This window comes from Amycolatopsis sp. SID8362 (assembly GCF_010550475.1).
GTDB classification, from domain to species: domain Bacteria; phylum Actinomycetota; class Actinomycetes; order Mycobacteriales; family Pseudonocardiaceae; genus Amycolatopsis; species Amycolatopsis eburnea.
Genome location: NZ_JAAGNB010001416.1, coordinates 1 through 14,181, shown reverse-complemented (window position 1 = coordinate 14,181; position 14,181 = coordinate 1). Strand labels below are relative to the sequence as shown.

At 70.2% G+C, this 14,181-nt stretch carries 12 protein-coding genes and 1 pseudogene; 5 read left to right on the top strand and 8 right to left on the bottom strand.

The genetic code is table 11. The features are described from left to right. Positions 1-22: 22 nt before the first annotated feature. Positions 23-487, bottom strand: a complete 465-nt coding sequence (locus G3I65_RS43285; protein WP_160701233.1) for a peroxiredoxin — start codon at positions 485-487, stop codon at positions 23-25. Between the two features lie 72 nt (positions 488-559). Then, positions 560-991 (bottom strand): DUF3052 domain-containing protein, encoded by a 432-nt coding sequence (locus tag G3I65_RS43280; protein ID WP_125306217.1) that lies wholly within the window; start codon positions 989-991, stop codon positions 560-562. Positions 992-1,408: 417 nt separating this feature from the next. On the opposite strand from G3I65_RS43280, the gene aceE reads away from it, so the two are divergent. After that, positions 1,409-4,204, top strand: coding sequence for a pyruvate dehydrogenase (acetyl-transferring), homodimeric type (aceE, locus tag G3I65_RS43275; RefSeq protein ID WP_160701232.1), 2,796 nt, complete (start codon positions 1,409-1,411; stop codon positions 4,202-4,204). Positions 4,205-4,283: 79 nt separating this feature from the next. After that, positions 4,284-5,495: an alpha-hydroxy acid oxidase gene (locus G3I65_RS43270; protein WP_160701231.1), complete on the top strand. Its 1,212-nt coding sequence runs from the start codon at positions 4,284-4,286 to the stop codon at positions 5,493-5,495. Here the strand turns inward: G3I65_RS43270 and G3I65_RS43265 are convergent. After that, positions 5,492-6,238 carry an SDR family oxidoreductase gene (locus G3I65_RS43265; RefSeq protein WP_309235989.1) on the bottom strand — a complete coding sequence of 249 codons (747 nt, stop codon included), beginning with the start codon at positions 6,236-6,238 and terminating at the stop codon, positions 5,492-5,494. The two genes, G3I65_RS43270 and G3I65_RS43265, sit on opposite strands and share 4 nt — an antisense overlap. A gap of 79 nt (positions 6,239-6,317) precedes the next feature. On the opposite strand from G3I65_RS43265, the gene G3I65_RS43260 reads away from it, so the two are divergent. Both G3I65_RS43260 and G3I65_RS43255 read left to right on the top strand, forming a co-directional pair. After that, entirely contained in the window at positions 6,318-6,908 is a 591-nt protein-coding gene (locus tag G3I65_RS43260) for a TetR/AcrR family transcriptional regulator (RefSeq protein WP_160701230.1), read from the top strand. Positions 6,909-7,026: 118 nt separating this feature from the next. Continuing rightward, on the top strand, positions 7,027-8,637 hold the full coding sequence (locus tag G3I65_RS43255; RefSeq protein WP_160701229.1) for an L-lactate permease: 1,611 nt from the start codon (positions 7,027-7,029) through the stop codon (positions 8,635-8,637). Here G3I65_RS43255 and G3I65_RS43250 read toward each other — a convergent pair. From G3I65_RS43250 to G3I65_RS43230, 5 genes are all read right to left on the bottom strand, one after another. Further along, positions 8,618-9,250: a nicotinamide mononucleotide transporter family protein gene (locus G3I65_RS43250; RefSeq protein ID WP_160701228.1), complete on the bottom strand. Its 633-nt coding sequence runs from the start codon at positions 9,248-9,250 to the stop codon at positions 8,618-8,620. The genes G3I65_RS43255 and G3I65_RS43250 overlap by 20 nt on opposite strands. A 54-nt stretch (positions 9,251-9,304) precedes the next feature. Beyond that, positions 9,305-10,018 carry an MOSC domain-containing protein gene (locus G3I65_RS43245; protein WP_160701227.1) on the bottom strand — a complete coding sequence of 238 codons (714 nt, stop codon included), beginning with the start codon at positions 10,016-10,018 and terminating at the stop codon, positions 9,305-9,307. 205 nt (positions 10,019-10,223) lie between these two features. Further along, positions 10,224-10,997, bottom strand: coding sequence for a hypothetical protein (locus tag G3I65_RS43240; protein ID WP_160701226.1), 774 nt, complete (start codon positions 10,995-10,997; stop codon positions 10,224-10,226). A gap of 310 nt (positions 10,998-11,307) precedes the next feature. After that, entirely contained in the window at positions 11,308-12,531 is a 1,224-nt protein-coding gene (locus G3I65_RS43235) for an ABC transporter permease (RefSeq protein WP_239071796.1), read from the bottom strand. Further along, on the bottom strand, positions 12,528-13,436 hold the full coding sequence (locus G3I65_RS43230; protein ID WP_160701225.1) for an ABC transporter ATP-binding protein: 909 nt from the start codon (positions 13,434-13,436) through the stop codon (positions 12,528-12,530). The genes G3I65_RS43235 and G3I65_RS43230 overlap by 4 nt, the downstream gene beginning before the upstream one ends. Before the next feature lie 130 nt (positions 13,437-13,566). Between G3I65_RS43230 and G3I65_RS43225 the strand changes: the two are divergent. Continuing rightward, positions 13,567-14,181, top strand: a pseudogene (locus G3I65_RS43225) (PucR family transcriptional regulator); the annotation flags it as partial.

Sequence of the window (14,181 nt, the reverse complement as noted above, 5' to 3'; positions counted from 1 at the left end):
GGGGACCACCGCCGGGAAAACCTCAGGCCGTCAGTTCGGCGACGGCCTTCTTCCAGCCCTGCTGGTCGCGCGCCTCGCCCGGCGCGTTGACCTCGGCGAACCGGACCACGCCGGCGGTGTCGATCAGGAACGTCCCGCGCACCGCCAGGCCGGCCTGCTCGTTGAACACGCCGTAAGCGCGAGCCACCTCGCCGTGCGGCCAGAAGTCGGACAGCAGCGGGAACTGGTAGCCCTCCTTCTCGGCCCACGCCTTCAGCGAGAACGGCGTGTCGACCGAGACGCCCAGCACCTGGACGCCCTTGCCGTCGTAGTCCGCGAACTCGTCGCGGAGCTGGCAGAGCTCGCCGGTGCAGATGCCGCTGAACGCGAACGGGTAGAAGACCACCAGGACCGGCTTGTCACCCCGGAAGGAGGACAGCTGCACCGGCTGCTTGTTGTAGTCGTTGAGCGTGAAGTCAGGGGCCTCAGAACCGACCTCGACGGCCATACCGCGTTTCCTCTCCCGTACGGACACGTGCCTGCGACGACAACCCTATCGTGTCCGCCGGGCGGGGCCGGGTCAGCGCTGCTTCGACTTCGACTTGGGGGACACCAGCCGGGTGCCGATCCAGTTCGCGCCGACACTCATGTTGGCGGTCTGGGCCAGTCCGACGGCGGGCACCGCTTCGGCGATTTCGCTCGGTTCGACGTGCCCGGGCTGTCCCGTCTTCGGGGTCAGCACCCAGATCACGCCGGTCTCTTCCAGGGGGCCCCTGGCGTCGATCAGCGCGTCCCCGAGATCGCCGTCGTCTTCGCGCCACCACAGCAGCACCACGTCGATGACCTCGTCGGCGTCCTCGTCGAGGATGTCCCCGCCGATCTGCTCCTCGATCGCCGCGCGGACGTCGTCGTCGACGTCCTCGTCCCAGCCGATCTCCTGGACCACCATCTCGGGCTTGATGCCGAGCCTCTCGGCGACGCTGCTCTGATCAGCGTCTCCCGCGGCGACCACTGCTTTCACTCCTCCAACTACGACGGAGTGTGGCGTCGAGCACCCTCTTCGAAGGTACAGCGGCGCCACACTCGGCGACCCGGTTGCGAACAGCGAACACTGGTAGGGCTCCGCGCGCAACCGTCCACACCGGATCTTTGACAACTCGTGTCGCAGGATACGGCCCGCGAGGGACCCTCCGCGACGGCGTTTCGGGTGCCTCGCGAGACCGGTCTGCCACCCCTTCGGGTGCCGTCCCCTAGGGTGGGGGAGAAGAAAACGCGCGCGCGATACACCGCGCGCGGGGAGTGGCCCGACCGGGTCGGCCCATGTTACCGCCAAGTAGCGGTGCGGAAGCCGGGACGGAAGACGACGATGGAGAGTCGTACACGCCCGCGCACGAGCACCACCGGCTACAACTTTTCGCAAGGAGACCCCTTGGCCCCGCAGAACGACGGCGCCTCCGGCAAGGAGACCCCGGCACGCGTACGCGTCATCCGTGACGGACTGGCGGCGCACCTGCCCGACATCGACCCGGAGGAGACCGCCGAGTGGCTGGACTCCTTCGACGAGGCCCTGGCGAGGGGCGGGCAGCAGCGCGCCCGGTACCTGATGCTGCGCATCCTCGAGCGGGCCCGGGAGCGGAACGTCGGCGTCCCGGCCCTGACCTCGACGGACTACGTCAACACGATCCCCACCGAGAACGAGCCGTGGTTCCCCGGCGACGAGGAGATCGAGCGCCGCTACCGCGCCTACATCCGCTGGAACGCGGCGATCATGGTGCACCGCGCGCAGCGTCCCGGCGTCGGCGTCGGCGGGCACATCTCGACCTACGCGTCCTCGGCCGCGCTCTACGAAGTGGGCTTCAACCACTTCTTCCGCGGCAAGGACCACTCCGGCGGCGGCGACCAGATCTACATCCAGGGCCACGCCTCCCCCGGCATCTACGCCCGCGCGTTCCTCGAGGGCCGGCTGTCCGAGCAGCAGCTCGACGGCTTCCGCCAGGAGTACAGCCACGCCGGTGAGGGCGGCGGCCTGCCGTCGTACCCGCACCCGCGGCTGATGCCGGACTTCTGGGAGAACCCGACGGTGTCGATGGGCCTCGGCCCGATGAACGCCATCTACCAGGCGCGGTTCAACCGCTACCTGCGCGACCGCGGCATCAAGAACACCGACGACCAGCACGTCTGGGCGTTCCTCGGCGACGGCGAGATGGACGAGGCCGAATCGCGCGGCCTGGTGCACGTCGCGGCCGGTGAGGGCCTCGACAACCTGACCTTCGTGATCAACTGCAACCTGCAGCGGCTCGACGGCCCGGTGCGCGGCAACGGCAAGATCATCCAGGAGCTGGAGTCGTACTTCCGCGGCGCCGGCTGGAACGTCATCAAGGTCATCTGGGGCCGCGAGTGGGACTCGCTGCTGCACGCCGACCGCGACGGCGCGCTGGTCAACCTGATGAACGTGACGCCGGACGGCGACTACCAGACGTACAAGGCCAACGACGGCGCCTTCGTCCGCGAGCACTTCTTCGGCCGCGACCCGCGGACGAAGGACCTGGTCAAGGACCTCTCCGACGCCGACATCTGGAACCTCAAGCGCGGCGGCCACGACTACCGCAAGGTGTACGCGGCCTACAAGTCGGCGCTGGAGCACCACGGCCAGCCGACGGTGATCCTGGCCCACACCATCAAGGGCTACGGCCTGGGCCCGGCGTTCGAGGGCCGCAACGCCACGCACCAGATGAAGAAGCTCACCCTCGACGACCTCAAGCTGTTCCGCGACTCGCAGCGGATCCCGATCAGCGACGAGGAGCTCGAGCGCGACCCGAAGCTGCCGCCGTACTACCACCCGGGCGCGAACTCGCCCGAGATCGAGTACATGATCGGCCGCCGCAAGGCGCTGGGCGGCTTCCTGCCGGAACGCCGTCCGAAGGCCGCCAAGGCGCTCGTCCTGCCCGGCGACAAGGTCTACGAGGGCATCCGGAAGGGCTCCGGCAAGCAGGAGGTCGCCACGACGATGGCGTTCGTCCGGCTGGTCCGCGAGCTGGCGAAGGACTCCGAGATCGGCAAGCGCGTCGTCCCGATCATCCCGGACGAGGCTCGCACCTTCGGCCTCGACTCGATGTTCCCGACGGCCAAGATCTACAACCCGCACGGCCAGACGTACACGTCGGTCGACGCGAGCCTGATGCTGGCCTACAAGGAGTCCGAGAAGGGCCAGCTGCTGCACGAGGGCATCAACGAGGCGGGCTCGACCGCGTCGTTCACCGCCGTCGGCACGTCGTACGCGACGCACGGCGAGCCGATGATCCCGATCTACATCTTCTACTCGATGTTCGGGTTCCAGCGCACCGGTGACGGCCTCTACGCCGCCGCCGACCAGATGGCCCGCGGGTTCGTCCTCGGCGCCACCGCCGGCCGCACCACGCTGACCGGTGAGGGCCTGCAGCACGCCGACGGGCACTCGCTGCTGCTGGCGGCGACCAACCCGGCCGCGGTGGCCTACGACCCGGCGTGGTCGTTCGAGATCGCGCACATCGTCAAGGACGGCCTCCGCCGGATGTACGGCGAGACCGGCCCGGACGGCAACGGCGAGAACGTCTTCTACTACATGACGATCTACAACGAGCCGTACCAGCAGCCCGCCGAGCCGGAGAACCTCGACGTCGACGGCCTGCTCAAGGGTCTGTACAAGTACGCCGACGCCCCCGCGGGCGACGGTCCCGAGGTGCAGATCCTGGTCTCGGGCGTCACGATGCCGGACGCGCTCAAGGCGCAGAAGCTGCTGGCCGAGGAGTGGGGCGTGCGGGCCGCCGTGTGGTCGGCGACGTCGTGGACCGAGCTGCGGCGCGAAGCCGTCGAGATCGACCACGACAACCTGCTCTACCCGGGCAGCGAGCCGCGCGTGCCGTACGTCACGGAGGCGCTGCGGGGCGCGAACGGGCCGGTCGTGGCGGTGTCGGACTGGATGCGCGCGGTGCCGGACCTGATCCGCCCGTACGTCCCGACCGACATGCTCACCCTCGGCACGGACGGGTTCGGCTTCTCCGACACCCGGCCCGCCGCGCGGCGGAAGTTCCTGGTCGACGCCGAGTCGATCACGGTCGGCGCCCTGTCGATCCTCGCCAAGCGCGGCGAGGTCGAGCAGGCGAAGGTCCTCGAAGCGGCCACGAAGTACCGGCTCGACGACATCGCGGCCGCCGGGCCGCAGACGTCGGATTCCGGGAGCGCGTGACCTGGTGCTAGAAAGGAGCCCGCAGACATCCGATGTCTGCGGGCTCCTCTTGCCGCGAAGTCTCAGGGAGTTGATGAAGGTGACCAAGCGCCGCCTGCCGAAGCCGGACGAGCTGAAGCAGATCCTGCGACCCAAGCCGATCGTGCTGAACCCGACCGACCGGCGGCTGGCGAACGCGCACACCATCGCCGACCTGCGGATGGCCGCGCGCAAGCGCACCCCCCGGGCGGCGTTCGACTACACCGACGGCGCGGCCGAGCTCGAAGACAGCCTGCTCCGCGCGCGGCAGGCCTACCGCCGGGTCGAGTTCCACCCGAACGTGTTGCGCGGGGTGTCCGATGTGGACACCTCACGGGAGATCCTCGGCAAGACCTCGGCGCTGCCGTTCGCCTTCGCCCCCACCGGGTTCACGCGGATGATGCAGCACGAGGGCGAGAGCGCGGTGGCCCGCGTCGCCGAGCGCAACGGCATCCCGATGGGCCTCTCGACGATGGCGACGACGTCGATCGAAGACCTGGCGGCGGCCGCGCCCGGCGCCCGCAAGTGGTTCCAGCTCTACGTCTGGCGCGACCACGGCGCCGGCGAAGATCTGATGAATCGGGCGTGGGAGAACGGCTTCGACACGCTCATGCTGACCGTGGACACCCCGGTCGGCGGCGCGCGCCTGCGCGACGTCCGCAACGGCCTGACCATCCCGCCGGCGCTGACGCTCAAGACGTTCCTCGACGGCGCGACGCACCCGGCGTGGTGGTTCAACCTGCTCACCACCGAGCCGCTGAACTTCGCCTCGCTCAGCCACTTCGACGGCACCGTCGCCGAGCTGCTGAACAAGCTGTTCGACCCCACCCTGAACTTCGACGACCTCGACTGGGTCCGTCAGACTTGGCCCGGAAAGCTCGTGGTGAAGGGCGTGCAGAACGTCGACGACGCCCGCGACGTCGTCAAGCACGGCGCCGACGCGGTGCTCATCTCGAACCACGGCGGCCGCCAGCTCGACCGCGCGCCGACGCCGCTGGAGCTGCTGCCCGCGGTGCTGGACGAGGTCCAGGGCGGCGCCGAGGTCTGGATCGACACCGGCATCCTGTCCGGCGGCGACATCGTGGCGGCGATCGCCCGCGGCGCCGACGCGGTCCTGATCGGCCGCGCGTTCCTGTACGGCCTCATGGCCGGCGGCGAGCGCGGCGTCCAGCGCTGCGTGGACATCCTGCGGACGGAAATGGTCCGCACGATGCAGCTGCTCGGCGTCCGGACCCTCAAGGACCTGACGCCGAGCCACGCCACCCTGCGTTAGACCTGCGCCTGGCCGCCGTCGACGAAGAACTCGACGCCGTTGACGAAGCTGGCCTCCGATGAGGCCAGGAACAACGCGGCGGCCGCGATTTCGGCCGGGTCGCCCATGCGGCCCAGCGGGACCTCGGCCTGGAGGCCGTCGACGAGGGCCTGCTGCCCTTCGTCAGGGACCAGGCCGAGCAGGCCCGGGGTGAGCGTCGGCCCCGGGCTCAGGACGTTGACCCGCGTCCCGGTCCCCTTCAGGTCGAGCGCCCAGCTGCGGGCGAAGTTGCGCACGGCCGCCTTCGTCGCCGCGTAGACGCTGAAGGCCGGGCTGACCCGCGTCGACGTCGTCGAGCCGGTGAGGATGATCGACGCGTTCCCGTTCAGCAGCGGCAACGCCTTCTGGACGGCGAAGAGGACGCCTTTGACGTTCGTGCCGAACGTCGTGTCGAACTGCTCCTCGGTGATCTCGCCGAGCGGCGCGAACTCCCCGCCGCCGGAGTTGGCCACCAGCACGTCCAGCCCTCGGCCCCGCTCGGCCACCACGCGGTAGACCGCGTCGAGGTCGGCGAGCTTCGAGGAGTCGGCTCGGATCGCCTCCACGCCGTCGCCGATCTCCTCGACCGCCGCGTCGAGCACCTCCTTGCGGCGCCCGGTGATGAAGACGTGCGCGCCTTCGGCGGCGAACCGCTTCGCGATGGCGAGCCCGATGCCGGTGCCGCCGCCGGTGACGACGGCCGTCTTGTTTTCCAGCTGCACGATGCCTCCCGAGTTCTTGACTATCTCGTCCAGAACGTACGCCGTTCTGGACGAGATAGTCAAGAACGGCTATCCTGAGCCCATGGCCCGACCCCGGAGCTTCGACGAAGCGGCAGTCCTGCGCACCGCCCGGGACCAGTTCTGGGAAACCGGCTACGCGGGCACCAAGGTGGACGACCTCGCCGCCGCGACCGGCCTCGGCAAGGGCAGCCTCTACGGCGCCTTCGGCGACAAGCACGCGCTGTACCTGCGCGTCTTCGACCACTACTGCGCGGAGATGGCCGAGAGCACGCGCCGCCAGCTCGAAGGCCCCGACGACACCGCCTACGCGCGGCTGAGCGGCCACGTGCACGCGATCGCGGAATCGGTCGCCGCCGACCGGGCCCGCCGGGGCTGCTTGATCGCGAAGAGCACCGCCGAATGCGCCGAGCACGACGAGGCCGTCGCGGCCCGCAGCCGGCGGCTGTTCGAGGACATCCAGGGTCATCTGACCGCGTGCATCGCGGGCGCCCAGCGCGCCGGCGACCTCGCCGGCGGCCAGGACCCGGCCCGCCTCGCCGGGCTCGTGCTGGCGGTGCTGCGCGGCCTCGAAGCACTGGGCAAGGGCGGCGTCGAACCGGCCGGGATCCGGGCGATCGCCGAAACCGCGCTCGCCGTCCTGCCGAAGCCGTGAACGCCTGACTCGTTGGGCCAACCGGACTCAACTTCTTGACGGACCGCCTGGTTTGTGACGAAGATCTCGGGCACTCGCCGAAAGGCCGTTTTCGCATCGTGGAAAACGGAGGTCGCCCGTGTTCGTTCAGGATCTCACTCCCCTCGGTTCGCTGGGCCTGTCGGCACTCGTCGCCGTGCTGCCGCTCGCCACCGTCCTCGTGCTCCTCGGCGCCGTCCGGATGCGCGCGCACCACGCCGCCCTCATCGGGCTGCTCGTCGCGCTCGTCGTCGGGATCGCGGCGTTCGGGATGCCCGTCGTGCAGGCCGTCTCCGGGGCGCTCCAAGGCGCCGCGTTCGGGCTGTGGCCGATCATGTGGATCGTCGTCAACGCGCTGTGGATCTACCGGCTCACCGTGCGGACCGGCCACTTCGACGTCCTGCGCCGCTCGTTCGGCCGGATCTCCGACGACCCGCGGATCCAGGCCCTGATCATCGCCTTCTGCTTCGGGGCGCTGATGGAGGCGCTGGCGGGCTTCGGCGCGCCGGTCGCGATCAGCGCCGTGATGCTGGTGGCCGTCGGCTTCCACCCGGTGAAGGCCGCGGTCGTCGCCCTCGTCGCGAACACCGCGCCGGTCGCGTTCGGCGCGATGGGCACGCCCGTCGTCACCCTCGCCCAGGTCACCGGCCTGCCGCTGCAGGAGGTGTCCTCGATCGTCGGGCGCCAGACGCCGCTGCTCGCGCTGGTCGTGCCGCTGCTGCTGGTGCTGATCGTCGACGGCAGGCGCGGGCTGAAGGACACCTGGCTGCCCGCACTGGTCTGCGGGGTCGCGTTCGGGCTCGTGCAGTTCCTCGCGTCCAACTTCGTGTCGCCGCAGCTGGCCGACATCGGCGCCGCGCTCGCCGGGGCGGCCGCGCTCGTGGCGCTCCCCCAGACCCGCCGCCCGGTGCCCGAAGCCGTCCGGATCGGCACCGGCGGGACGGCGACCGCGGAGACTCCGCCGGAAGACTCACGCACCGACGTCGTGAAGGCGTACCTGCCCTACGCGCTGATCATCGTGATCTTCTCGATCGCCGTCCTGCCGCCGGTCAAGAAGCTGCTGGACAAGGCGACCTGGAAGTTCCACTGGCCCGGGCTGAACGTGGCCGGGCCGAACGGGAAACCCGTCTCCGGCAACACCTTCTCGCTGCCGTTCCTCAACACCGGCGGCACGCTCGTCCTGCTGGCCGGCGTCCTGACGGCGGCGGTACTGGCCGTCTCGGCGAGCGGGACCGCGCAGGAGTGGCTGGCGACGGTCAAGGAGCTGCGGTTCGCGATCCTTACGGTCACCGGCGTGCTCGCGCTGGCTTACGTGATGAACCTGTCCGGCCAGACGAGCACGATCGGCACGTTCATCGCGGCGGCGGGCGCCGGCCTGGCGTTCCTGTCCCCGGTGCTGGGCTGGTTCGGCGTCGCCGTCTCGGGCTCGGACACCTCGGCGAACGCGCTGTTCGGCGCGCTGCAGGTGACGGCGGCGACCAAGACCGGCCTGCCGGCGGACCTGCTGGCCGCGGCCAACAGCTCCGGCGGCGTCCTCGGCAAGATGGTGTCGCCGCAGAACCTCACGATCGCCTGCGTGGCCGCGAACCTGCCCGGCGAGGAGGGCAAGCTGCTGCGGAAGGTGCTGCCGTGGAGCCTGGGGCTGCTGCTGGTGATGTGCCTGATCGTGTGGGGTCAGAGCACGCCGGTGCTCAGCTGGATGCTGCCATGACCCGCGCCTCGACGCGCTTGGCCGAGCGGTTCCAGCTCCACCAGCCGTGCACGACGAGCCCGGCGAACACGATGTAGATCGCGGCCGAGAAGTACAGGCCCGAGGAGATCTGCAGCGGCACGCCGATCGCGTCGACGACCAGCCAGACCAGCCAGAACTCGACGAGTCCCGCGCCCTGCGCGCCGAAGGCGACGAGGGTGCCGACGAAGATGGCGGCGTCCGGCCACGGCGCCCAGGATGCGTTCAGCGCGTCCAGGACCAGCGCCATCACGGTCGTGCCGACGGCGAAGGCGGCGAGCATGGCCAGCCGTTCGGCGAGCCGTCCCGAGCGGACGACGACGCCGAACACCGGGTCCTTGCGGCGCGTCCAGGCCCACCAGCCGTAGAGCGAGATGGCGAGGATCGCGACCTGCCGGGCGGCGAGACCGCCGAGGTGCGCGGAGACGTAGACGGCGAACAGCAGCACGGTCGCCCCGACCTGCACGGGCCACGTCCACAGGGTGCGACGCTGCGCGAGGAACACGACCGCCAGCGCGAACACCTGCCCGGCGAGCTCCGCGATCGAAATCCACTGGCCCAGCACGGTGATTCCGTGGTGCAGCAGGAAGTCCACGGCACGCCCCTTTCGTCCTACCGCTCCCAACATGCTCCGCGCGGGGTGAATTCCCTAGGGAGTGTGAGGGGCGGAACATCCCACCCCGTGGACGTCCCCGACGCGGAGCACGCCCCCGCGGACCACGCGGGCCTGCACGCCGAAGGACACCTCGTTCACCTCGGAAATCGTCTTCAACAGCCCGGGCGCGGCCGGCAGCCCGTCGCACGGCAGGCCGACCATCACGCAGCGGACGGCCTTGCGGAGGACCTCCAGCTCGACTTCGCCGAGCCGCACCCGCGCCCCCACCCAGGATTCCTCAGCGCGCTCGGGGCTCGATCCAGTGTCGAGCAGGACGTTGGCCCGGAACCGCCGCTCGTCGAGCACGACCCCGGGCGCGCGTTCGGCCAGCCAGGCCAGCGAGGACGTCGTGACCAGGTGGACGGGGGCTTCGTCGTGGTGCGGGATTTCGCCTTCCTTCGCCAGCTCGACGCCCGGGATGCTCAGCGCGCCGGCGAGTTCGGTGGTGATTCCGGTGCCGGGGAGGACGCGCCCGTCCGGGAAGGTGACCACCGGGACGTCGCCGTCGTAGCGGGCGGCGAAGGCGTGCAAGCCGGGCATGCGGCGGAAGCGGGCGGAGTTCTTGCCGCTGCCGAGCTTGCCGCTCGCGTCGCGGACCGCGTAGAGGCGGTCACCTTCGAGGCCGCGCTCGCCGACGGTGACCTCGGCCAGCCGTTCGCCCGCCATCGACTTCACCGGATAGCGCCAGAGCGCGGCGACGACCCCCATCGGCCCAGGGTAGCCCCGGGAACACGAAAACGGGCGCCGAGCTGCGGGGCCTCACTCGCCCTGGCCGGCCGGAACGCCCTGAATGACTCATTCAGGTCTCCAGAGGTCCTGAATGACCCATTCAAGACCCCGGAAACACGAAAACGGGCCCGGCGGCTTCCTCGCCCGCCGAGCCCGTTCCCGTTCCCTGCCTTCCGCTACCGCGTCACACCGGCGGACGCGGTGTGCCGGCCGGCGGGGTGGGCGTGTTGTCCGCGCCCACCGGCGTGCGCGGCCGCTCGGCCGTGCCCATCTCGCCGGAGCGCTGCTTCGGCGTCTCCAGCTGGTGCTCCATGTTCGCCATCCAGCCGCGCCAGCGGTCCTGGGCCGGCTTGATCAGACCGCCGCCGAAACCGACCACGATCACGCCGCCGATCGTCGCCAGCACCGCGATCAGGACCGGGCCCGTGATCGCCGTCGCGATGTTCACCTGGCCCAGCGCCGCGATGATGCCGAACGCCATGATCAGCCAGTACGCCGCCATCGACAACGGACGCGCCGCACCCCGGCCCGACAACGCCGACGCCACCACGTCCCGCACGACCTTCGCGATCGCCGCCGCCACCACGACCAGCACCAGCGCCACCACGATCCGCGGCAGGAACGCGATGATGTCGTTGAGCAGCTGGCTCACCGGGTTCGTCGGCCCGAACACCCCGAACGCCAGCTGCAACGCGATCAGCAGGATGAAGTAGTACACCAATTTGACGAGGATCCCCGCCGCGTCGATCTTCTGACTGCCGACGTTCCCGGAAAGACCGGTCTTCTCGACCAGTTTCCCGAACCCGACTTTGCCGAGGACGAGCCCCAGCGCTTTCGAAATCGCCTTCGCGATCAGCCAGCCGATCAGCAGGATGATCAAGAATCCCACGAGTTTCGGGACGAACGTGGCCACCAGGTTCCACGCCTGCCCGAGCCCGTCCTTCAGTTGCTGGCCCATACCGACTCCCTCCACGGGTTTTGCGCCCGAATCTCCACCCGCCGATTCGGGGTGGTGCCGCTGTGTTGCACGCGATCGTGGATCAGGTACCCAGCTACGGCAACTCGTGCGCCCCACGATCGAGTGAGACGACTGGCGCGGAAAGATCAGCGGTGGCCATACTGGTTCTACCGGTGGGGACCGGGGAGACGAGGCCGTCCGGCGCAGCGTAAACCGCGAGCGCCGGGCGGCCTCGAGCATTGGGGGGCAGACACTGTTCCGGCCCCCGGACACCGAAGCGTCCGAGGGCCGGATGAACAATCGGCGAACCTCAGGCGGCGCGCAGGGCGTCGCGCAGTTTCACCTTCGCGCCGGTGCGCATCACCGCATTCCGGTAGATCCGCGCGGCCAGCCAGATCAACCCCGGAATCATCAGCACCACCAGCACCACCGACAACGCGGCTTCCCACACCGGGACCCCGCCCATCGCCAGCCGGATCGGCATCAGCGTCGGCGAGAACACCGGAATCACGGAAAGCACCTCGACGAACGTGCTGCCCGGGTTCGACGGCAGCACCGAAATACCGATCACGTAACCGGCGATCACGAACATCAACGCCGGCATCGTCGCGCCGCCGACGTCTTCCTGGCGCGAAACCAGGGCGCCCAGCGCGGCGAACACGATCGAGTACATGAAGAACCCGAGCAGGTACCAGACGATCAGCCAGATCACGGTGCCGACGGCCGCCGACAGCGACAGGTCCGGCAACGCCCCGGTCGCCGTGACGGCCACCAGCCCGCCGACGCCGATCACGACCATCTGGATCAGCCCGACCACGCCGATGCCGAGCACCTTCCCGGCCATCAGCTGCCACGGCTTGATCGTCGAGAGCAGCAGCTCCACCACGCGCGACGTCTTCTCCTCGACGACACCCTGCGCCACGCTCTGGCCGTTGATCATCAGCGAGAGGTAGATGAGGATGCCCGCCGCGATGCCGAGGCCGAGCTGCGCGCCGTTGTAGTCGTACGGCTGCTCCAGCGGCTGGTCCTCGACGAACTTCGCCGACGCGACCGCCGCCTGGAACCGCGCGGGGTCGCCGCCCAGCGCGGTGATCTGCTGGTCGATCGCGACCTGGCGCGACAGCAGCTGCAGCACGTTCGCGAGCTTGCCGTCGAGGTCCTTCTTGACCTGGACGCGCACGCTCTTGCCGTCGCCGGTCAGGAGCGCGTCGATCGAGCCGTCGGCCAGCTTCGCGCGCCCGGCGGCCTCGTCGGCGACCTGCACCGTGTCGATCTTCTCGTCGACCGCCTGCCCGCCGGCCTTCAGCGGGGCGGACAGCGGAGCGGTCGCGGACGTGTAGCCGACGGTCTGGTCCGCGCCGCTGCCGCCGGAGAGCAGCTTGAGCAGCAGGATGCCGGCCACGATCAGCACCAGCATGATCACCGTGCTGACGCGGAAGGCCTTCGACTTCACGCGGGTGCTGATCTCGCGGGAGGCGACCAGCCCCACCGCCGCGGCCGGGCTCATCCGGACGTCCGGGAGCGGGCTGGTCATGCGGGAACCTCCTCGGTCGTCACGACGGAACGGAACAGGTCGGTCAGCGAAGGCTGTTCGCGGGCGAACTCGCGCACCGGCCCGGTGGCCAGCGCGGCCTTGAGGACGTCCTGGTCGTCCGCGCCGTCACCCAGCTCCAGCTCGGTGACCGTGCCCTTGCGGCCGAGCACCCGCACGCCCGGGACGCCGTCGGCCCAGCCGTCGCCCGCCCCGGGGACGTCGACGCGCAGCCGCGCGGCCCCGCCGGCCCGCAGCTCGCCGACCGTGCCGATCTCGACCATCTGTCCACTCCGGACGATGCCGACCCGGTCGCACAGCCGCTCGACGAGGTCGAGCTGGTGGCTGGAGAACACGACCGGCACGCCCTCGGCGGCCTTTTCCTTGAGCACCGCGCTCATCACGTCGACCGCGACCGGGTCGAGGCCGGAGAACGGCTCGTCGAGCACCAGGATCCGCGGCTCGTGCACCAGCGCCGCGGCCAGCTGGACGCGCTGCTGGTTGCCGAGGCTGAGCTTCTGCACCTCGTCCTCGCGGCGGGCGGCGACGCCCAGCCGTTCGGTCCACTTCTCCGTCGACGCCCGCGCGTCGGCCGCGGACATGCCGTGCAGCCGCGCGAGGTACGTCAGCTGCTCGGCCACCTTCATCTTCGGGTAGAGCCCGCGTTCTTCGGGCATGTACCCGATGTGGCGCCGCGTTTCGTGCGTCACCGGCTGCCCGTCGTAACGCACTTCGCCGGCGTCGGCCGACAGCACGCCGAGCGCGATGCGCATGGTCGTGGTCTTGCCGGCCCCGTTGCTGCCGACGAACCCGAACAATTCGCCCGGTCGGACGTCGAACGTCATTTCCCGCAACGCGACCACGTCGCCGTAGCGTTTGGAGATCGCGTCGATCTCTAAACCGGTCATTCCGGTTCCCCCATTCTCTCCTGCTTCCCCGGTGCCCGCGATCCTAGGCAGTACTCACACGCTCCGCCTACCTTCCGGCGTTGCCGCCGGGGGCTACGAAAGTTGCGGAGCACGTAGGATCGCTCCAACCATGGATGGAACCACCACCCCGCGCCGGGTGCCGAAGCACCACGGACTGTCCGCGAAGACGCTCCGGCGGCTGGAGCACGCGTCCGGCAGCCTGGCCAGCGCCAGCATCGCGGTGATGGAGCGGCGGCTGACCTGGTTCGCCCGGCTGCCCGCCGACCAGCGCGCGAGCGTGCTGCTGATCACGCAGGCGGGGGCCGCGGGCTTCGTCGACTGGCTGCGGGACTCGAAGGAGGCGCTGCAGCTGACGACCGAGGCGTTCCGCGACGCCCCGGCGGAGCTGTCGCGGTGGGTCAGCCTGCGCCAGGCGGTCGGCATGGTGCGCCTCGCGATCGAGGTTTTCGAAGAGCAATTGCCGGATTTCGCCGCGAACGAAGCGGAACGGGCGGCGCTGATCGAAGGAATCCTGCGCTACGGCCGGGAAATCGCGTTCGCGGCGGCCAACTCCTACGCGGCCGCGGCGGAAGCGCGCGGCGCGTGGGACGCCCGGCTGGAGGCGCTGGTCGTCGACGGCATCGTCCGCGGCGACGCCGAGGAGTCGGTGCTCTCGCGCGCCACGGCGCTGGGCTGGGACCCGACCGCGGCGGCGACCGTCCTGGTCGGCAACCCGCCGTCGGAC

Excerpts from the sequence above, each read along its gene's own strand:
- G3I65_RS43245 (WP_160701227.1), bottom strand. The coding sequence starts at position 10,018 with ATGGGGGTCGTCGCCGCGCTCTGGCGCTATCCGGTGAAGTCGATGGCG.
- G3I65_RS43240 (WP_160701226.1), bottom strand. The coding sequence starts at position 10,997 with ATGGGCCAGCAACTGAAGGACGGGCTCGGGCAGGCGTGGAACCTGGTG.
- G3I65_RS43235 (WP_239071796.1), bottom strand. The coding sequence starts at position 12,531 with ATGACCAGCCCGCTCCCGGACGTCCGGATGAGCCCGGCCGCGGCGGTG.
- G3I65_RS43285 (WP_160701233.1), bottom strand. The coding sequence starts at position 487 with ATGGCCGTCGAGGTCGGTTCTGAGGCCCCTGACTTCACGCTCAACGAC.
- G3I65_RS43260 (WP_160701230.1), top strand. The coding sequence starts at position 6,318 with ATGGCCCGACCCCGGAGCTTCGACGAAGCGGCAGTCCTGCGCACCGCC.
- G3I65_RS43230 (WP_160701225.1), bottom strand. The coding sequence starts at position 13,436 with ATGACCGGTTTAGAGATCGACGCGATCTCCAAACGCTACGGCGACGTG.